The organism is Leeuwenhoekiella sp. MAR_2009_132 (genome assembly GCF_000687915.1).
In the GTDB taxonomy this organism is placed as follows: domain Bacteria; phylum Bacteroidota; class Bacteroidia; order Flavobacteriales; family Flavobacteriaceae; genus Leeuwenhoekiella.
This window is the reverse complement of the sequence record NZ_JHZY01000002.1, coordinates 1,445,287-1,465,714: the sequence shown is the minus strand read 5'-3', so window position 1 is coordinate 1,465,714 and position 20,428 is coordinate 1,445,287. Positions and strand designations below refer to the sequence as shown.

The window sequence follows — 20,428 nt, the reverse complement described above, 5'->3', positions numbered from 1 at the left end:
AATAATTTGCAAATAGTAAAGCGATTTGTACTAGAAGGATTTATCTTATTTTCTAAGTTGACTGGGACTATAGCCGTATCTTTTCTTAAACGATCTTGAAAAATGAGCAACATCACTAAAACCAACGAGTTTTGAAATAACTTTGATTTGGATTTTAGTAGACTCAAGTAGTAGCACGGCTTTTTTTAAACGTTCTTCCATTTGAAATTTATAAACGGTCGTCCCATACAACTCTTTAAAACCCTTTTTCAATTTGTATTCGTTAGTTCCAAACGTATGTGCTAAATCCCTTAGAGATATTAAGGATTGATCAAGGTGAGATTGAATGTAATTATGTATTTCTTTCATAATACGCACATCAACCTCCCGTTTCAAAACAGATTTAGCTTGTTTGGGTATTCCTTCTCCGTTTTTGATTCGTGCAATGGAATTAAGATTTTTTTCATTCTGTTTCAGAATATTGACCGTTCGTACTCCTGTAAGCATTAAATAGACATTAGATTTGGTGAATTCCAACTGATTGAGAAAAAAACTGACAGGTAAGCTTAGTTTCTGCGCTACTTTCAGTTGAAGATTAATTTTTGGAGGGTAGTTAAGAGGGTCAATCATTTGTGAATTCCACAATGTTCTTGATTTTTTATCGAGGCATTTTACAAAATCAGTACCAATGATTGTTTTTGAGTTTAATAAAGGAAATTCATGAGTTGAAGATGAAAAATGTTTAATCTTTAAATCAGAATCTAGCACAAATACGATATCTGCAACGTGTTCTTGGCTTTGACGCGTATGGATTAGATACAAACTCTTGTAGGATTCCTGGAGTTCCTCAGCCATCATATTTAATAGCATCGTGATCGTTTCCAGTTCATCATTGTGCGATGAGCTCGGAATTCTAAAATTAAAATTCCCACTGGCCATTTCAATAATCATGCGATTGATACGCATTACGCGTTTAATATCTTCACCTTCTAATTGTCGATCCATAGTTACAGATTATTAAATTTAAGTAGGGGAAGAGATTAGAAAAACTATTTATAAGGCATCAAAAACGCTATAGCTTTTGTTTGATTTGTAAAAATTCCGGTTGGTACCAGAGGTTTATTATTTTGAATAAAAAATTCTGCTTGTGCCTGGCTTTTTAAGGGCTGTACTAAAAAACTAATCGCTTTAGCAAAAGTGGATCCTTCGCGTGCTAAAAAGTCTCTGGCAATTTTATCGGAATCTACTATTCTTCTAACATCGCATAAAATAGGATAGGGGCGTTCATTTTGAAACGATAGCCGATCGGCTACGATACGTTTTGCCATATCGTAACCTTTAACTACAATCGCTTTGTATGAACAAAAAAGGATTGAGTCTTCAATCCAGAAAATGGCATAATCTGTTTCTAGTACTTCGTGCATAATAAAGAATACTACTACAAATTAAAAAAAATAATTTTTATCAATTTTTAAGTCAGTTGCATTTAAGGGATTTTGTAATCAATTGTAGTGTTTTCATAAAGATTTTTGTCTCTCAGGGATAAAAAGTTGTCTTTAAGGGATAGAGAGATCCAGGAGCAAATCGTCTAATAGGTTAGTATATAAATATTTACATAGTTTAAGGTTTGAATTTAAAATCAAGACTTCATGGCAAAGATTAAGCACAATAATTTTTTGGATTCAGTTGATGATGTGATGGTACGCGCCAAAGAAGAAGGGGTACTTCATTTATATGCCAGCGGTAGTAAGCTTAGTGGCAGATATCTTGAGATTAAGGGTAACAAACACTATCACTTTGGTACTACGGGATATCTAGGCCTTGAGCAGGATCGGCGCCTAAAAGAAGCAGCCATTCAGGCTATTCGGGACTGCGGGACTCAATTTCCGCTTTCCAAATCCTACATCTCGCATCCGCTCTATGAAGAATTGGAGCAGAATATGGCGGTAATTTATAATACCCCAGTTATTATCACTAAAAACAGTACCCTCGGTCACCTTGCTGTATTACCTACAGCTGTTCGGGATGAAGATGCGGTAATTCTGGATCATCAGGTGCATTGGAGTGTACATCAAGCTACTGAAATTCTTAAAACACGTTCCATTCCTGTTGAAATGATCAGGCACAATAATTTAGATATGCTTGAAGATAAAGTGATGCAATTAGGTAGAACTGCTAAAAAAGTTTGGTACCTGGCAGATGGAGTGTATTCGATGTATGGGGATTTTGCTCCGATTGAAGACTTGATGAATCTGGCTAGAAAATACCCGCAATTGCATCTATATTTTGACGATGTGCACGGAATGAGTTGGAAAGGGAAACATGGTAGTGGTTACGTGATGAGTGTATTAAAGGAAGTACCTAAACAAGTTTTGCTTATAGGAACATTGAGTAAAACTTTTGGAGCCAGTGGAGCGACGGTCATAACTTCTGATAAAAAGCTCTATGCCCAAATTAAGAATTTTGGAGGTCCCCTTACGTTTTCAGCCCAACTGGAACCGGCATCAGTGGCTGCAGCAATAGCCTCATCTCGAATTCATTTATCGGATGAAATTTATGAACGACAGCAGGATTTACAAAATCGGATAACCCATTTCAATACACTTCTTTCTCAGACTGATTTACCAGTAATAGACCACAATGAGTCTCCGGTACACTTTATAGGCACAGGAACTCCTGCGACTGGATACGAATTAGTAAAATTGATGATGAAGGATGGATTTTATACCAATCTGGGTATTTTTCCTGCAGTACCTGTTAAGAATACCGGAGTACGCATCACCATTTCCACCCATAATGAATTGGAAGATATATCCGGCCTGGTGGACGCCTTGTCCATAAACTACAAGCTGGCGCTCGAGCATACGCATACTTCTCTGCAACGGGTACGCAGGGCTTTTAAACTACCCGAAGCTAAGGCATCTAATAATCGTGATCCTTCAAAATATTTTGGCAGGTTTCAGGTCAGCCTGGAATCAACCATAACCAATATCGATAAGGATCTTTGGAATACCCATATGGGAGGGAAGAGCATTTACGATTGGGAGGGTTTACAGGTTTTAGAGCAGTCATTCACCGGTCATACTGCAATAGAAAACAATTGGGATTTTAGATATCTGATTATTTCAGATAACACAAAACCTGTTTTAATAACCTTCCTAACCAGCTCCATTTGGAAAGATGATTTATTTTCTAAAAATGAAGTCTCAGCCTATTTAGAATTAGAGCGTAAAACCAATCCGTACTATTTCACTTCAAAAGTTTTAAGTGTAGGTTCGTTAATTACAGAAGGGGATCATCTTTACATAGATTTTGATTCCAAGAATTGGCAAGAAGTATTAGACCTGTTTTTCAGGATTCTTGAAGATTTAGAACGCGAATTTCAAGCAGAGATGATCGTTTTGCGGGACTTCAGAAGTGATTCCTTTCTACATAAAACATTCAATTTACAAGGCTATGTACGAATTGATATGCCGGAATCTGCCCAATACAAAAATTTTGAATGGGAGAATGAAGCAGAATATATCAGTAACCTTAGTAAAAAATCAAGAGTTCATTTTAGAAAGGATATCGCGCCGTATCGGGAAAAAGTTCGGATTGAGATATGCTCGTCATTAAACGAAGCAGATTTAGAACGTTACTATCAGCTTTATAAAAATGTCAAGCAGGCAAACCTCGGACTTAACACATTTATGTATCCCATCCAGCTATTCCAGAATATGAATACAAATAGTGGTTATGAATTCATCGTGCTTTGTAATAACGAGATTGACAAAGACAGGTTAATTCTTGGAGTGATGTTTTGCTATAAATCAGCCAAAACCTATGTACCAAACCTGGTAGGGCTTGATTATGAATATGTAAACCAGTATCAAACATATCGGCAATTATTGTATCAGACGATTTTAAGAGCTAAAAAATTGGGATTGAGTCGAATAGACTTTGGGATGACTGCTGGTTTTGAGAAACGGAAATTGGGAGCTGAGATCATTGAAAATGTAAGTTACATTCAGGTGAAAGACAATTACAAACTGGAATCGCTTGGCATCTTGCAGGGATCAAATAAGAAATTACTCTAAATTGAAAACGTATGTTAGTGCTCAGTTTATGGATATTGGTTTCTATTTCAGGGGTTCCACAGCAGGAAATTTCTAATACAAATAGGCTAGGTCAGGAAGGTGTTCACAATACCTATTATCGAAAGTACCTAGAAGGTCTAAGTATTCCTGAACTTAGGATGGCTTATGATGAACGTGAGGTAAGCCTGAGTCAGCAACGGCTGATTACTGAAGCTTACCTAAACAAGGCTAGGAAAGCTAAAGACAGTTTTGAAATCGCCAGAGCTTTTGACTTTGCAGCCCGTCTGTATGATACGCAAACCAATTTAAAATACAGCGACAGTATTATACGGTATTCTCAAAATTGTTACAACTATACTTATCCGGCATTGGGCTATATGCTGAAAGGCTATTATCACTACGAACTTGGAGCTTATGAAGAATCCCTGAAAGCCTATTATAATGCTTACGATTTGGCACGGCTGAATCAGAATAAAGAACAGGAAATCGAGATAAGCCAGGTCTTGGGAGCTTTTCAAAATAGATGGGGAGATTACACCAAGGCTATTGAAATTTACGAGAATCACTTGGACTACTTGAAAACATTACCTGATTTTGAAGCAGTTTATCTTGAGGATTATTTAATCACGCTTCACAATCTGCAACTGGCATATCAGCGAGCGGGTAATTACGAGCAGGCAGCCCAATTTATTGAAATCGGACTGGAAGAAACATTAAAAACTTCCGACCGATTGTTCTTTTACGATTTCTTACACTCAAAAGGAGTTAATGCTTATTGGTTGGATGCGTATCAAACAGCCGAAAAGCTATTAAACGAGGCGCTACCAGAAATCTCTGAAGATCTATCTGTAGTTTCAGTATCGTATTACTATCTGGGACAAATTGCTAAAAAAATGGGTGACGTATCTCTGGCCAATGACTATTTTAAAAAGATTGATTCGATTTACACGCTAAATCAGGAGGTCTACCCAGAATTAAAAAAAGTGTACGATAATTTGATTACATACAGTAAAAACCTGCCAGATTCTGAAGAAGAGCTCTATTATACACGTAGGGCAATAGCGGTTGATTCCGTCATTAATTCAAACAAACTCTATTTAAATTCCAGTTATCTCAATCAGGTAGAAAAGCCAAGACTTTTGGAGGAATTGGATTCTGAAAAGCAAGCTTATAAATGGCGGTATATGAAGCAATTTTTGCAATTCAGTTTAGTAGCCTTGGCCCTTGTATTTTCGGGTATTTATTTAAAATCCAAATTCAAAAGAGTTAAGAAATTCTCATGTAACGCTTCAGAACCTCTAAAGGTCAGGGAAATTGATGATGATGATGATGATGATCCTGCTGAGCCAGTTCTTACCGAGGAAATAAAAATTGTCCTGCTACGAAGGCTCCAGAACTTTGAAGACCGAAAGCAGTATTTAGATGCCGAGCTAAGTCTTTTTAGTCTCGCTAAGGATTTAAATACCAATTCAGCATATCTCTCAAGGGTCATTAATGAAACTAAAAAAATGAATTTCTCGAGTTATATCAATGAGTTGCGCATTGAATACTTGATAAAAAAATTAGCAGGTGACACCCAACTTCAGTACTATAAAATCCAGGCTTTGGGAGAAGAAGTAGGTTTTAAAAGGGCTTATTCATTTTCTAAAGCTTTTGAACGAAAAGTGGGGGAGAAACCTTCCCAGTATTTGAAACAACTGAGATCGGTTGACAACTAGCAAGCTATTGGTTTGTAGGAATACTAATTTAATACTTTACATATGAAAACACCCAACTTAAAAGCGTTCGAAAAGTTCAGATTGAAAAACCCCCGGGTAATCACTGGAGGGTATGACAAAGGTCCCATTAGAAGGGATAAAATTAAAGCACCCAAGCACGGTCTTTAAATTTAATTTTTATAAGGCCCCATGCAAATGGGGCTTCTAAATTTGGAACTTATGAAGTATATATGGATGATTAGTATACTGTATTTCCCGCTCTGTTTGAGTGCTCAAAATTTGGGACAACCCGATCTGCAGTATCCTAAATTAACAAAGCGTGAAGTTATTGAAACCCATTTTGGAATCGAAGTATCGGATCCCTACCGCAATTTGGAAGATTTGATTAAGGAAGATATCAAAGTCTGGTATGATACACAGGCAAAGCTTGCAGATAAAGTACTAAACCAAATTTCTGGACGTAAGCTGTTGATGGATAAGTTTACAGAATATGGAAACCGGGCTGCAGACCAAGTGTCAGATGCTAAAATTGTTGAGAGTGGAAGGTATTTTTATTTAAAGCGTAAGGCAGGTGAACAATATGCTAAGTTATACTATCAAGATTCGTATGAGGCTGAAGAGATAGCGTTGTTTGATCCCGGGACTTATGATACTTTAGAAGCGTATACGGTTAGCTATTTTAAACCCAGTTGGAAGGGGGATAAAGTAGCTGTGGCTTTAACCCATTCGGGTTATGAAATATCAGAAATCATAATTCTCGATATTGAAAAGAATTACCAGTATTCTGAAGTCTTGAAAAACGCGTGGCCGGATTCTTTTTTAGGAATCAGTTGGTTGCCTGATGATTGATAAGGTAGATATGATTTATCTCAACAAGCAAGACTTGAGTAAGTTGAAAAATGCAACTTTTAATAAAGTAACACACACCACCACTAGAGACATTTTTGTATTTGCTTGCTACACAGGTTTAGCCTTTGCAGATACAAAATCATTAAAAAAGGATAATTTACAAATAGGTATAGATGGTAAAAAGTGGATTTATACCCGACGATTAAAAACCAATACTCAAGTAAGAATACCGCTCTTGAATGAGGCTGAGATCATTTTAGATTTCTATAAAAATCATCCAAGAGTTATTAATAGTGATTTACTATTACCCGTCTATTCTAATCAGAAAATAAATCAATATTTGAAAGAGATAGCTATTAAACTGAAAATCAAAAAGAAACTAAGTTTTCATACGGCCAGGCACACTTTTGCAACGACAGTAACTCTGGCAAATGGAGTTCCAATAGAAACTGTTTCTAAAATCTTAGGGCATCACAAAATAGCTACAACACAGATTTATGCCAGAGTCATAGATTCTAAAATTTCAAATGATATAGATGTATTGAGGGAAAAGTTGGGATAATAAGATTTTAAATTTCGTTTTTAGTTCAATTAGATCTGAAATTCAGGAATAATAGTTTTTAAGGAATTTAATGCATTAGATTAAAACCTATTAATTTAAATTCCTATAAGCGCTAGGTGTATATCCGGTATTTTTCTTAAATAACCTATTAAAATGCTGTGGATATTTAAACCCCAGTTCATAAGCGACTTGACTTATAGATTTATCACCATCAAAAATGCGGTCTTTTGCGAGGTCAATTAATTTTAAGTGAATGTGATCTATAGCAGATTTTCCGGTTTCTTTTTTGATGAGATCACCCAGATAATTTGCAGATAAATTCAATTCTTCAGCAAAATAAGATACAGAAGGAAGTCCGATTTTTTGTGGCTTTTCAGAATTGAAGTAAGCATGAAGCATGCGTTCAAAGTTTGAAACAACACCTTGGCTTAAAACTTCTCGGGTGATAAACTGGCGCTCATAAAAGCGCTCACAATAATTTAGAAGTAACTCTATGGTATTACATACGATCTGTTTACTGTGTTTATCTATAGACTGTTCTAGTTCATAATCTATTTTAGAAAAGAGATCCTTTACGATATGTTGCTCTTTTTCAGAAAGGTGAAGCGCTTCGTTAAGTTCATAAGAAAAAAATGTGTAGGTATGAATTTTCGAGGCAAGGGGAGTTCCTTTGATAAAATCAGCGTGAAAGAGTAAGGCATTGCCTTTAGGATTGTAATCCTTTTGAGTTTTGATCTCAACCGCTTGTCCCGGCCCCATAAAGACTAAAGTGCCCGCTTCATAATCATAGGTGTTGCGACCGTATTGTAATTCTCCACAGTTTACACCTTTTAGAAAAATGGCATAAAAACCAAAGTTAAATTTTCCGCTTTGTAAGGGTTTTGCATCGGCACTATCAAAACACGTGATTAACGGATGTCTGTTAGCGATTTCCTTTAATGTATTGTATTGTGATATCGTTTCTACTTTTAGAATGTCCTTCATAACCAAATGCTTTTGTATACCAGCAAATATACCGAACTGGTTTTAAGAATTTTGGAGCTCACAGTGCAAACGGTAAAAATGGTAATAAAGGCAGTAATTCATATACAAATAGGAGCGGTAAAGTAATTGAACTTTGTAAGGAACAAAATAAAGAGCTATGAAAAATAAAGAACTAGGAAAAAGTGGTTTAGAAGTTTCGGCTTTAGGATTGGGATGTATGGGACTTAGTTTTGGTTACGGCCCTGCCACTGAAAAATGTCTTGCTCTAAAATTGATACGAGATGCTTATAATAAAGTTGTTACGTTTTTTGATACAGCAGAAGCTTATGGCCATTTGTAAATGAAAAACTGTTGGGTGAAGCTCTAAAACCCTTCCGTGAGGAGGTGATAATCGCAACAAAATTTGGTTTTAAGTAGGGTGTCGCAGGTAAGGGATTAGACAGCCGTCCAGAACGTAAACGCCAAGTTGCTGAAGCTTCTTTAAAAAGATTGAATACAGATGTGATTGATCTATTTTATCAGCACCGTGTAGATCCTAATGTGCCTATCGAAGAGGTGGCTGGTACCGTTAAAGATCTTATTACAGAAGGAAAAGTGAAACATTTTGGTTTGTTTGAAGCAGGAGCGAATACCATCAGGAAAGAACATGCCGTTCAACCGGTTGCTGCTTTACAAAGTCAATACTCTCTTTGGTGGCGAGAACCTGAGCAAGAAATTATTCCTATCTTAAATGAATTGGGTATTTGTTTAGTTCCTTTTAGTCCTCCAGGAAAGGGTTTTCTAACCGGAAAAATTGATGATAAAATGAAGTTTAGTGATAACGACTTTAGAAATAGTGTTCCGTGGTTTAATGAAGAAAATAGAAAAGCCAATCAGGCTTTAGTAGAATTATTAGGAAAAATCGCAACAGAAAAAGAAGCTACTTCTGCACAAATAGCTCTTGTCTGGCTGCTTGAGCAAAAACCTAGGATCGTACCCATTCTGGGTACGACAAAATTGCACCAATTGAAAGAAAATATAGGGAGTGAAGCCTTTAAATTAGAAACAAGCATTTATAAAAAATTGAAAATGCTCTGAATACAATTGATATTCAGGGTGCGCGCTACCCAGAGCAAATGCAAAAAATGATAGAGAATTAATTGAATTTTAAAATACAATCGAATGAAAAACATATATAAAATAGTAGGATTTTTTATGCTCCTCTTTACTCAGGTTGGCTTTACTCAGGATAGTGATGTAACAAAACAGGTTAAAGAACTTTCAATGAATAAATGGCAGTGGATGGCAGATAAGGATGTAGATAAGCTCAAGGACTTATTTGATGAAGATGCTCGCTTTGTACATATGAGTGGCTCCTGGGATAAGAGCCGGGAATTAGAGATAATAGAAAGTGGCAGTATTTGGTACAAGCAAGCTAATGTGCATGATACTGTTGTAAAAGAATTTGGAGAAACTGTAATCGTATGGAATCGAATTACACTAGTGGCGCATGTGCGAGGCGATGATGTTTCAACCGAGTTTACAGTAACTGAAGTTTATCAAATGCAGAATGATGCCTGGAAGCTGCTTGACTTAACGTTTAGTAGCGTTCGTGATACTCATAAAATCGTTCATTAAAAATTAAAATTATGAAACACCAAAAATTTGTAAAGAATGTGGTTTTGGTCTTAATGGTTTTAATGACCATTCAATTACATGCGCAGGATACCGAATCTAAAATTAAAGAGCTATCCGCAAACAAATGGCAATGGATGGCAGATAAAAATGTAAATGAACTTAAAGATTTTTTTCATCCTCAAGCTCAGTTTGTACATATGGGCGGCAGTTGGGGTACAGATCGCGAATTAGCAATTATAGGTAGTGGAGGAATCTGGTATAAAAAAGCAGACGTCCATACTATATCTGTTGATGTAATCGGTGAGACGGCAATTCTTTTGAATGAAATCACTCTTTTAGCTGAAGTAGGAGGCAATGAAGTGACAAATCGTTTTATGGTGACCGAGGTTTATGTGAATGAAGACGATGGCTGGAAACTGGCAAATTTATCATTTGTAAAACTACTAACGGGGCCTCCAGGCAAATAGAAATTAGATGAAGTATTTAGTGTTACTTATGCTCGTATTTACCCTTTCCTGTCAAGGTCAGGCAGAAAAAACTATGCAGCATTCAACTGAAAATAAGGCGCAGCCTATTTTGATAGTTTATGTGTCGCGTACAAATAATACCCGGGCGGTAGCTCAAATGATACAGAAAAAAACCGGTGGTGAAATGACTGCTATAGAACTACAAGACCCTTACCCTGAGAACTATCAGGAAATTGTAGCTCAGGTAGCAGAAGAAAACGAAACCGGTTTTTTACCTCCTTTACAAACTAAAATTAATAATCTGGATCATTATGATACGGTTTTTATAGGGTTTCCCACCTGGGGAATGCAACTCCCACCACCTATAAAAAGTTTTTTGACTACAAATAACCTTAGCGGTAAAACCGTAATACCTTTTAACACCAATGCAGGTTATGGTTTGGGAAGCACGATTAAAACAATCAATAAATTGTGTTCTGATTCTAAAGTACTTGAAGCATTTTCAGTTGAAGGCGGTATAGAACGGGACGGGATCCTCTTTGTTATGGAAGGAGAAAAAGCAGAACAAGTAGAAGAAAAGTTAGATGATTGGCTGGCTAAAATCGACTTCTAAAATATAGAATTATGAAAAAGTTTAATGTAAAACAGTCAACCCTTTTAATCGTAATAAGTATGCTAACCTTTTACAGCTTATCATTTGGTTCTGCATCTGCACAATCTAAAGATGAACTGAGCCCTGTAGAACAAGGGATTGCTTCAATAGCAATCGCTACAGCAAAGGGCGATACGCAATTGCTTAATGCCTCATTACACGCGGGTCTCGACGCTGGAATGACGGTAAATCAGGTAAAGGAGGAATTAGTACACCTCTACGCTTATTGTGGTTTTCCCAGAAGCCTAATGGCTATAAATACATTGACTGAAGTTCTTCAAGATCGAATAAATAAAGGTATTCAGGATCAGGAGGGGCCGGCAGCAACTGATTTGAATGCGGGAAATAAATATGAAATAGGGAAAGAAGTTCTTGCTGATTTAACTGGAATTAATAACAGACCTATGGCGGGCTACGCTAAAACAGTTCCTGTGATTGAGGTTTTTCTTAAAGAACATCTTTTTGCAGATATCTTTAAACGAGGAGTACTTAATTACAAGGAGCGTGAAATTGCAACAGTAGGTGCATTGTTAACAATGGGCGACCTCGACCCTATGGCACGCGGACATATAGGTATTGCGATGCACCAGGGAGTTACTGAAGCTCAAATGAACAAAATTATTGAGATGGTAGAAACTCAAGCAGGACCGGAAAAGGCTTATATAGGTAAATTGCTTCTAGCAGCACTTACCGATAGCAAGGAGCCGACGCCTTCTTCCGCATTAAGCGAAATCGAAAATTTAATATTCCTCAGAGGAGAAAAATTAGACAATCCTGTATTTACAGGTAAGGCTTATCTCAATTCGCTAATAACAGCAGATGAGGTGAATACAACTGCTGCGGGCGTAGTGACTTTTGAACCTGGTGCACGTACTTTTTGGCACCAGCATCCTACGGGTCAGATCATTATTTCAATTTCTGGTACCGGTTTTTATCAGGAAAAAGGAAGTCCTAAACGCATCTTAAAAAAAGGGGATACCGTGAAATGCCCTCCAAATACGCCGCATTGGCACGGCGCAAGTGATACCGAAGCTTTTGTTCAGATTGCAATTACAGATAGGTCTGAAGGGTCTACTCAGTGGTTTGATGTAGTTACAAAAGAAACCTATTTATCACAAAAATAATATATAGAGGTATTTAGTATCTTTAATAGAATTGAACAGCTTAAAAATATGCACTATGATTTCACTACACGTTAACGAAAAAGATCTGCAGGTAGATGTTGATCCCGAAACACCTCTTCTATGGGTATTGCGAGATCATTTAGATCTGCCGGGTACAAAGTATGGATGTGGTGTGGCACAGTGTGGGGCATGTGTTGTACATCTGGAGGGCGAAGCCGTGCGCTCTTGTGTTACAAAAGTTAAGCGCGCTGAAAATAAGAAAATAGTGACCATCGAGGGTTTAGCAGAAAATCACGATCATCCGGTACAACTGGCTTGGACCGAAATCGATGTGCCGCAATGTGGGTATTGTCATAGCGGTCAGATTATGTCTGCAGCTGTATTGTTAAAAGAAAATCCCAATCCAACCGATGAGGATATAGATCTGGCGATGGCAGGTAATATTTGCCGTTGTGGAACCTATTCCAGAATTCGTAAGGCGATTCATGTTGCCGCAGAAATTAATAAAAGCAGTACTTAATAATCGTTCAATTAGAAATTATGAATCCATTTAAACCTAAAAATCAAGGAAAAATTTTAAGTACTGTAGGAGGGGTTTTTCTAATTCTTTTGGTAGTAGGCATTTCAGTAGGAATGTCTGAAAAGAATTTTTCAACTGAAGACTATATAGAACTTTCAAGCCTTAAAAAAGACAGTGTAGTTTCTAAGGAAGCCTTTAAGAAAGTCTACTCTGTATTGATGCATCCACGCTGTATGAACTGTCATCCTTCGGGAGATATTCCGCTACAGGGTGATGACAGTCATCTACATGGCATGTCACCACAACGCGGTGAAGACGGAAAAGGGGTGTATGCGATGAAATGTGCCAATTGCCATCAAAATGAAAATACACCCGGTAAACATGCTCCCCCGGGAAATCCCGAATGGCATTTGCCACCCGCGGATATGAAAATGATCTTTCAAGGAAGAACCGCTAATGAATTGGCTAAACAATTAATTGACAAATCTAAAAATGGAAATAAATCCATTAAAGATTTAATTGCACATGCTGAAGATACTTTAGTAAAGGCTGGTTGGCATCCCGCTGAAGGGCTATCATTGCCGCCAATGAGTCACGCGGAGTTTAAGGAGGCGTGGATAACCTGGCTTAAAACCGGTGCGTATGCTCCGGAAGAAGCAAACTAAAATATAACTCCAACACAACTTTAAGTGCTGTACGATAAGTTTTATACTAAAGAAAGAGCCGCTAATTTAGCGGCTCTTTTTGTTTAAACACGTTTATGATTTTATACTTCTTCCAGAATAGGATGGTTGTAAAAGCGTTTATTTTTTGCACGAGACAATGCATTAGTATACGCCGCAAAAATAGGAGGGAAAGGAGGTTCACCTAATCCTGTTGGGTTTTTACCATTTTCAACAAAATGCACTTCAATATCTTTAGGAGATTCGGGCATACGAATCAATCGGTAATTGTAAAAATTACTTTTTTGAGGAACACCATCCTTAAAAGTCATTTTGCCAAACATCGCATTTCCCAAACCATCGGTTACTGCGCCTTCCACCATATTTCGTGCAGCATCCTTATTGATAACAATGCCACAGTCTACGGCACTGTATACTTTATCAAAGACTAATTTCCCATTGTCATTCTTCAAGTCAACAACATGACCTACATAACTGTTATGACAATAATAGGCTGCAACCCCTCGATGAATGTCGGGTTTTGAAGACTCCCAATTTGATTTGTTACGTAACAATTCAAGTAGCGCAATAAAACGATCTGCTTCATAATCATTGTTTACACCTACCGGACTTATTTTTGCTTTTTCAAACAATTCTAATCTAAATGCAATAGGATCTTTACCAGCAGCAACAGCAACTTCATCTAAAAATGCCTGTTCAGAACCTCCCATAAAATTAGATCTCGGAGCTCTAAAAGCTCCGATGGTAATATTTGAATTAATTTGCCAGCTTTCAGCTAGATAATTGTCAACCGCTCCTGCCGGGAAACGGTTTGCATGCAGCGGACTTTCAGGTATACCGCCTGTTTTTATGTGGTAGGCAACCATTTTATTATTTTCATCCAAAGCTGCTCTAAAAGTAGCGTGGTAGGCAGGACGGTAAATGCCGTAAGTCATATCGTCCTCACGGGTATACACCAGTTTTACCGGTTTTTTTATTTTTTGAGAAATTACAGCAGCTTCAACGACTTCGTGAGAATATGCCCGTCTGCCAAAACCACCACCCATACGGGTCATAATAATTTCAATTTGATCTTTACTCATTCCTAGCCGTGCGGCAACCGTAGGCTCTGTAAGTTCGGGCGCCTGTAAAGGACCGGCTAATATTGCTTTATCATCAGTTACGTGAGCAAAAAAGTTTACAGGTTCCATGGCATTATGTGCCAAAAAAGGAGCGGTATACGTACTTTCAATAATCTTAGCGGCATTTTTAAAAGCTGTTTCGGGATCGCCATCTTTGCGTACTACAGTACCCGGTTCTTTAGATTTAGCATCCATCTGTTCCCAGTGATCCTCAGAACTCTCCAATCCTGCTGGAACTACCTGTGTCGATTTATTGCCAAAGACATTGAGTTTAAGCGTATGTTCTTCAAAGGGTTCCCACTCCAGTTTTAATGCTTTTTTTGCTTGCATAACCTGCCAGGTAGAATCACCTACCACTACCACTAGATTGGGAAAGGTAGCGGTATCAAAGATGTTTAACTCATAGCCTTCATTGTAAATATCAATATCAAAAATAGCAGTTATGCCGGGCATTTTTAAAGCTTCCGTACCGTCGTAAGATTTCAATTTAAGTCCAAATGCAGGAGGATGTGCTATGGTAGCATATTTCATTCCCGGAACCTTATAATCCATTCCAAATAAGGGTTTTCCGCTTACAATGTCTGGTAAAGCAACATTCTTTTTAGAGCTGCTTATGATCGTAAAATCCTCGGTATTTTTTAATTCTACAGACTCCGGGACTTTTTCTTGCGATGCTGCTTCAGCCATTTCGCCATAAGTACTTTTTTTACCAGATGTATGTTTTAAAAAGCCTTTTGTGGTTGTAATTTCTGAAGCTGAAACATTCCAGACTTTGGCAGAGGCATTAATTAGCATCTGGCGTGCTGTTGCTCCGGCTGTACGTAGGGCATTATAACCTTGCCGTATAGATTGACTGCCGCCAGCAAATTGTCTCGTATATAAATCGGTACGAAAAGGTGCTTGCTTTACAACAACTTGATCCCAGTCGACGTCTAATTCCTCAGCAACAATCATAGGTAAGGATGTTAATACATTTTGACCAAATTCTGGATTGGGAGCCATTATTGTTACTGTCCCATCTGTAGCTATTTTTAAATAGGCATTCATTTCAAACCATCCTTCAGGAATTTGTTCTTCAGTAATCGCATTGGTGTTAGAATGCAAGAGCCAATTGAAACTTAATAGCATTCCGCCACTGGCTAAAGCTGAGGTTTTAAGAAAAGAACGACGATTTACGGAAGTTTTTATTGTACTCATAATTTTCTGTTTAAATTTCTGAAGTTCAGAAATGCTAACCAATTTAGTGAATTAAAATACTATCTGAAACCTCTTGATATGCAAACCAGTAAAAAGGGTTAGCAATGCCGTAGAATAATTAAGTTAATTGTTTAAGTTTAATATATTAGGACAGGATCTTAACTATAGATACTTCAAATCTAAACTCATAAGCGGTTTCTTATAAAATAGACAACCCATAATAAAGCTTTGAGCCGATTATAAGTGCTAATCGGCTCAAATTTTTACTATACTTGAGCCAATTAATTAGTTTAATCAGCTCATCATGTATAATTGGCAATACGAAGACTGGCCAAATTTTAAGTATACAATAACTGAAATTGAAGAGAAGCTCTTTAAATTCAGCCAAAGGGCTGGTCGCGTTAATGGTATATTGGAAGGACTTTCAGATACGATGCAAATGGAAGCTATCTTATCGCTAATGGTTGCTGAGGCAGTGAAAACTTCAGAAATTGAGGGAGAGTATCTGAGCCAGGAAGATGTGATGTCTCCATACGGAACAATTTGGGCTACGGTAACTCAAAATCCGTTAAAGATCCAATGGCGCGGAGTGTAGGAGAGTTGATGGTGCGGGTTAGGCAAAATTTTGCAGAACCTTTGACAGATCTGGCATTATTCGAATGGCACAGAACGCTATTAGAGAAAGCTAAACGCATTAATATTCCTGTAAGTTACATTTTTTAAATCCTGACTTAAATCTTTCTGGTCTGGCTAAAGATTTGAATACCAATTCAGCGTATTTATCACGGGTAATCAATAAGGTTAAAGAGGTTAATTTCTCTAATTACATTTATGAATTACGTGTACAATATTTACTAGAAAAGCTGGAAGATGATCCACAGCTTCAGTTTTATAAGATACAGGCTTGGTGACAAGAAGTTGGATTTAAAAGAGCCTGTTCTTTTTCTAAAGTTTTTGAACGAAAAGTAGGTGAGAAACCTTCACAATATTTAAAAGAAATGAGAGAATATGGTACCTAAATTAAACTTGATATAAGTTATAATACATAAATAATTTAAAATCAAATTAATAGTTTTCTATTTAAAATTAATTTTTCCTAATTTTGGCAAAGATGAAAGTCAAATAGTATTGAAAAACGTTTACAATTCGGTTAACTCGTTTAGGTTTTTGCTTTGAAAGGTAAGTAATCATAAAGGTTTCAGAATTCGGTTCGAATCCTGTCGCGATCACTTCTTCAAAGCCTCAGTTTTACTGAGGCTTTTTTTATTTATAAGATTTTGAACTAAAAATTTTAAAAGGCTTAATTTTTCAGAGTTTGTTTTCAAACACAATGCTCTTCTCTCCTTTAAAATTCTCAACTTCAATCTTAGCTATCGTTTCATCAATTTTAATTGATCTGGTAGATTGAGATAAATAGGAGGAGCCGTAATAAAACTCGAGAGCTCGCTTCTTTCCATTTTTATATGTAATTATACCTTTTGCTGCAGCCGCGTCTATTTGCAGCGTTTTAAAGGCTTTTGCATTTGAAGGTTCATAGATTGTGAGCGAATCAGAATTACGACCAAATATATAGCGTGAACTTTGATTTCCTGCAAGAACCGCAGAACCACGTACCTGTCCCTCTAAATTTAAACCATCTTCATAAATGCCCATTGGCTGAAAGCCTCCTGTGCCGTCTCCGCTTAATATTAGCCCTTTTAAGGCATCGTATCTCCCGGCATCAACACTTGTCCCAAAATCGTTACCACTCACGATTAGATCTAAGAAGCTATCGTTATTTACATCATCAACCAGTATGCTGTAGATGGGGCCTAATTGTGCTGCAGTAGGTAAGGAGTGTATTGCAAAGGTGCCGTCTCCATTATTCATTAATACGGAAGAGGCAAATGTAAATGCCCGGGCACTGTACGCGCGGCTTTTTTCTTGCGTAGTAAGCACCTCGTTTAAGCTTGCATTAGCATAACTGGCATAATTGGGGAATTTTTTCTTCATAGCAGGTATCTGCTTGATCAAATCATCTCTAGAGTGCACAAGTACCTGAACACCATTTTTATAAGTGGCTAGAATAGGATCTAAGCTTCCGTTGTTATCATAATCTAAAGCATAAACGGTCATTGGCTCTTCTGAAGAAACCTGGTATTTTGTATTTAATCCTAGATTTCCTACCACATAATCTATATCGCCGTCATTATCAAAATCACCGGCATTTATAGAGTTCCACCAACCTGAAGTTTTGTTAAGTCCTGTGGTTGCCGTTTTATTCTCAAAAATTCCGTTTTCATTTTTTATAAATTGAATTGCCATAAACTCACCTACAACCACCAGGTCTGTATCTCCATCATTGTCATAATCGCTCCATAAAGCATCGGTTACCATTCCTAATTTAGATATGGAAGGAGCTAGACTTTTTGTTTTGTCTTTAAAAACACCATTTTCGTTTACCAGTAAATAACTTTGTCCCGGTAAAGGATATTTAAGTGCAGACAATCTTCCGCCTACAAACAAATCGAGATCACCATCTTTATCAAAGTCAGCTGCGCGTACACAAGAACCGCTAGCAGTAATTTGAGGTAATGCGTAGGGATTCAATTTAAAATTACCGCGCCCATCGTTTATATATAAGCGATCTTGATAAAACTCAGAATCAGGATAAAATTCATTACTCCCTGATGCTATATATAAATCGAGATCACCATCATTATCGGCATCAAAAAGTAAAACACCGGTGTCTTCTTCAAATTTTTCTTTCTCATTTGCTACAAGCGCTGTTTGAGTAAATGTGCCGTTTTTAGAACCTTTAAAAATCTGACCACTTTGATTGTAGGCACCACCTATAAAAAAGTCTTCATAGCCATCATTATTAATATCTCCTACAGCTATGCCAGGACCTTGAAACGAGTGTTTATGCGGTAGTAAAAATTGGCGATTAAAATCGTTATAAAAAGGATCTGTGTGCAGATAATTAACAGAACTTTTTTGGCTTACCTCAACCATAAATTGTTCCGGTTTTGATTTAGCATTTGGAATATATTCAGCTAAATCATTTTCTGAAAGCTTCAGTAATTGATTTGCTTTAACGTTTTTTAAAATTCCCATCTTCCCGGTAGGCCAGGAAATGATAAGGCTATCTATTTTTTGTGAGGTTAGCCCAAAATGTAAAATGGGATCAACAGAAGATTGATACCCACGGGTAACACTTTGCTTTACTTTTTGAATTTTCCCATCTTGAAAAAGAGATATTTCGCTTCCGAAGGCAAAAGTATTTAATGAATCGCCGGTTAAGGAAACACGTAAGTAATTACCGTTATTTATTTTATTCTCATAGATAAAAGCTTCCGCATTAATATTATTTATAACCAGATCAAGATCACCATCATTATCAAGATCTGCATAAGCCGCACCATTAGATAGCGAAGGTTCGCTTAATCCCCACGGGTTAGAAACGTTTTCAAAACGAAGCGAATCTGTATTTTTAAACATATAATTTGCCAACTTCAGCGCAGGCATCGTTTTAGCTTTATTTTTTAAAATGGAATCTAAAGTTTTTAGTGTAGGATTACCAGAAAGGGTGCTGGTGTAGTTTATAAAATCAAGGTCGGTTATATCGCGTAAATAACCATTAGTAATGTATAAGTCTTTGAGACCGTCGTTGTCAAAATCTGCAAAAAGCGGCGCCCAGCTCCAGCTTGTAGCATCTATACCTACAAGTTGACCTACTTCAGAAAAACTTTGTTCGTTTGTAGAAGTACCGCCGGTGTTTATTTGCAAATTGTTACGCATATATTGAGGTAAGTAGCCTTCTTGAAGCGTGTATTGAAATAAATCATTATTTAAGGGGCCAGACATTTTTTTCTCCTGAAAATTATCTGGAGGGAGCATATCTGCAGTTACGATATCAACCAGGCCATCATTATTAAAATCTGCAAGGTCATTACCCATACTAAAATGGCTGTTATGTCCCAGAAATGCATGTGCTTGCTCTGTGAAGGTTCCGTCTTGATTATTTAGGTAGAGATAGTCATTTGCTATAAAATCGTTTGTTATAAAAATATCATCCCAGCCGTCATTATTCACGTCTGCAGTACCTATGCCCAGGCCCATACCATCGTAGAGAATTCCTGCCTCGAGGGTAACATCTGTAAAGCTGATGTTGCCGGTCTCAACTTCCATATTTTTATAGAACCGGTCATTTGCGAGACCGCTGCCGTCTTTTGTTAATGCCTTTACATTATTAGGATCGCGTATCTCGTTACTGTGATTAAGTAAGTACATATCTAGATCCCCGTCGTGATCATAATCTAAAAATGCAGCCTGAGTAGAGTAGCTGGTATCGGCTAAACCATAAGTCGCTGCTTGTTCTTTAAATGTGGTATTTCCCTGATTTATATAGAGTAGGTTTGCACGTTTTTCTGGGATATAATTTCCAGATCTACTTACATATATATCAAGTAAACCATCGTGGTTAATATCTATCATGGTTACACCGGTAGACCATCCGGGTTTATTAATCCCCGCGGAAATGGTAATGTCTTTAAACTTGAAGTCACCTAGATTGAGATATAATTTATCATCGACAAAATTGCCTGTAAAATAAATATCGGTCAGACCATCATTATTAATGTCACCTATCGCAACGCCACCACCATTATAGACATAAAAATAATCGACCATATTAAAATCGGCATTTTCTACAATGGTATTTGTAAAGTCAACTCCTGTTTCTTTTGAAGTGTGTAACTTAAATAAGCTGCTTTCGGTTATGGCTTCATCGGTTTTAGGTGAAGTACACGAAGCAACACCTAATATGAGCAGTATTGATTTAAAGTATGAAGAAAAACGATGCATTAGTTAGATTTAGATAAGAAAACTAAAGATA

The 20,428-nt window shown here is 37.1% G+C and carries 18 protein-coding genes; 13 read left to right on the top strand and 5 right to left on the bottom strand.

Annotated elements, in window-relative coordinates; genetic code table 11:
• Window positions 1–45: 45 nt before the first annotated feature.
• Window positions 46–984, bottom strand: coding sequence for a helix-turn-helix domain-containing protein (locus P164_RS06250; RefSeq protein ID WP_028375587.1), 939 nt, complete (start codon window positions 982–984; stop codon window positions 46–48).
• 44 nt (window positions 985–1,028) lie between these two features.
• Window positions 1,029–1,403 (bottom strand): hypothetical protein, encoded by a 375-nt coding sequence (locus P164_RS06245; RefSeq protein ID WP_035899377.1) that lies wholly within the window; start codon window positions 1,401–1,403, stop codon window positions 1,029–1,031.
• Between the two features lie 225 nt (window positions 1,404–1,628).
• Here P164_RS06245 and P164_RS06240 point away from each other — a divergent pair, with 225 nt between their 5' ends.
• The 4 genes from P164_RS06240 (at window position 1,629) to P164_RS06225 (ending at window position 7,187) form a co-directional block, all read left to right on the top strand.
• Window positions 1,629–4,058, top strand: a complete 2,430-nt coding sequence (locus P164_RS06240) for an aminotransferase class I/II-fold pyridoxal phosphate-dependent enzyme (protein WP_028375585.1) — start codon at window positions 1,629–1,631, stop codon at window positions 4,056–4,058.
• 11 nt (window positions 4,059–4,069) lie between these two features.
• Complete coding sequence (locus P164_RS06235; RefSeq protein WP_028375584.1) at window positions 4,070–5,776, top strand: helix-turn-helix domain-containing protein; 1,707 nt, start codon at window positions 4,070–4,072, stop codon at window positions 5,774–5,776.
• A gap of 219 nt (window positions 5,777–5,995) precedes the next feature.
• The gene (locus P164_RS06230) at window positions 5,996–6,625 is read left to right on the top strand and encodes a hypothetical protein (protein WP_159106007.1); all 630 of its coding nucleotides are present in this window, start codon (window positions 5,996–5,998) and stop codon (window positions 6,623–6,625) included.
• A complete protein-coding gene (locus tag P164_RS06225) occupies window positions 6,618–7,187 on the top strand; it encodes a site-specific integrase (protein ID WP_117434300.1) in 570 nt (189 codons plus the stop codon). Before P164_RS06230 ends, P164_RS06225 begins: the two co-directional genes overlap by 8 nt.
• 90 nt (window positions 7,188–7,277) lie before the next feature.
• Here the strand turns inward: P164_RS06225 and P164_RS06220 are convergent, their stop codons facing one another.
• Entirely contained in the window at window positions 7,278–8,171 is an 894-nt protein-coding gene (locus P164_RS06220; protein ID WP_028375583.1) for a helix-turn-helix domain-containing protein, read from the bottom strand.
• A gap of 157 nt (window positions 8,172–8,328) precedes the next feature.
• Between P164_RS06220 and P164_RS18940 the strand changes: the two genes are divergently transcribed.
• From P164_RS18940 to P164_RS06185, 8 genes are all read left to right on the top strand, one after another.
• Window positions 8,329–8,511, top strand: a complete 183-nt coding sequence (locus P164_RS18940) for a hypothetical protein (RefSeq protein ID WP_234405824.1) — start codon at window positions 8,329–8,331, stop codon at window positions 8,509–8,511.
• A gap of 149 nt (window positions 8,512–8,660) precedes the next feature.
• The gene (locus P164_RS18935) at window positions 8,661–9,248 is read left to right on the top strand and encodes an aldo/keto reductase (RefSeq protein ID WP_410503383.1); all 588 of its coding nucleotides are present in this window, start codon (window positions 8,661–8,663) and stop codon (window positions 9,246–9,248) included.
• A gap of 84 nt (window positions 9,249–9,332) precedes the next feature.
• Window positions 9,333–9,788, top strand: a complete 456-nt coding sequence (locus P164_RS06210) for a nuclear transport factor 2 family protein (RefSeq protein WP_028375582.1) — start codon at window positions 9,333–9,335, stop codon at window positions 9,786–9,788.
• Window positions 9,789–9,799: 11 nt separating this feature from the next.
• On the top strand, window positions 9,800–10,255 hold the full coding sequence (locus tag P164_RS06205; protein WP_035899375.1) for a nuclear transport factor 2 family protein: 456 nt from the start codon (window positions 9,800–9,802) through the stop codon (window positions 10,253–10,255).
• Between the two features lie 7 nt (window positions 10,256–10,262).
• Window positions 10,263–10,868 (top strand): flavodoxin family protein, encoded by a 606-nt coding sequence (locus tag P164_RS06200; RefSeq protein WP_028375580.1) that lies wholly within the window; start codon window positions 10,263–10,265, stop codon window positions 10,866–10,868.
• A gap of 11 nt (window positions 10,869–10,879) precedes the next feature.
• Window positions 10,880–12,031 carry a carboxymuconolactone decarboxylase family protein gene (locus tag P164_RS06195; RefSeq protein WP_028375579.1) on the top strand — a complete coding sequence of 384 codons (1,152 nt, stop codon included), beginning with the start codon at window positions 10,880–10,882 and terminating at the stop codon, window positions 12,029–12,031.
• Between the two features lie 55 nt (window positions 12,032–12,086).
• Window positions 12,087–12,551 carry a (2Fe-2S)-binding protein gene (locus P164_RS06190; RefSeq protein ID WP_028375578.1) on the top strand — a complete coding sequence of 155 codons (465 nt, stop codon included), beginning with the start codon at window positions 12,087–12,089 and terminating at the stop codon, window positions 12,549–12,551.
• 20 nt (window positions 12,552–12,571) lie between these two features.
• Window positions 12,572–13,216, top strand: a complete 645-nt coding sequence (locus P164_RS06185; RefSeq protein WP_051621250.1) for a hypothetical protein — start codon at window positions 12,572–12,574, stop codon at window positions 13,214–13,216.
• A gap of 101 nt (window positions 13,217–13,317) precedes the next feature.
• On the opposite strand, the gene P164_RS06180 is transcribed toward P164_RS06185, so the two are convergent.
• The gene (locus P164_RS06180; protein ID WP_028375577.1) at window positions 13,318–15,552 is read right to left on the bottom strand and encodes a xanthine dehydrogenase family protein molybdopterin-binding subunit; all 2,235 of its coding nucleotides are present in this window, start codon (window positions 15,550–15,552) and stop codon (window positions 13,318–13,320) included.
• 304 nt (window positions 15,553–15,856) lie between these two features.
• On the opposite strand from P164_RS06180, the gene P164_RS06175 reads away from it, so the two are divergent.
• Window positions 15,857–16,147, top strand: a complete 291-nt coding sequence (locus tag P164_RS06175; protein WP_028375576.1) for a DUF4172 domain-containing protein — start codon at window positions 15,857–15,859, stop codon at window positions 16,145–16,147.
• A gap of 713 nt (window positions 16,148–16,860) precedes the next feature.
• On the opposite strand, the gene P164_RS06170 is transcribed toward P164_RS06175, so the two are convergent.
• Window positions 16,861–20,397: a VCBS repeat-containing protein gene (locus P164_RS06170; protein WP_028375575.1), complete on the bottom strand. Its 3,537-nt coding sequence runs from the start codon at window positions 20,395–20,397 to the stop codon at window positions 16,861–16,863.
• Window positions 20,398–20,428 lie beyond the last annotated feature (31 nt).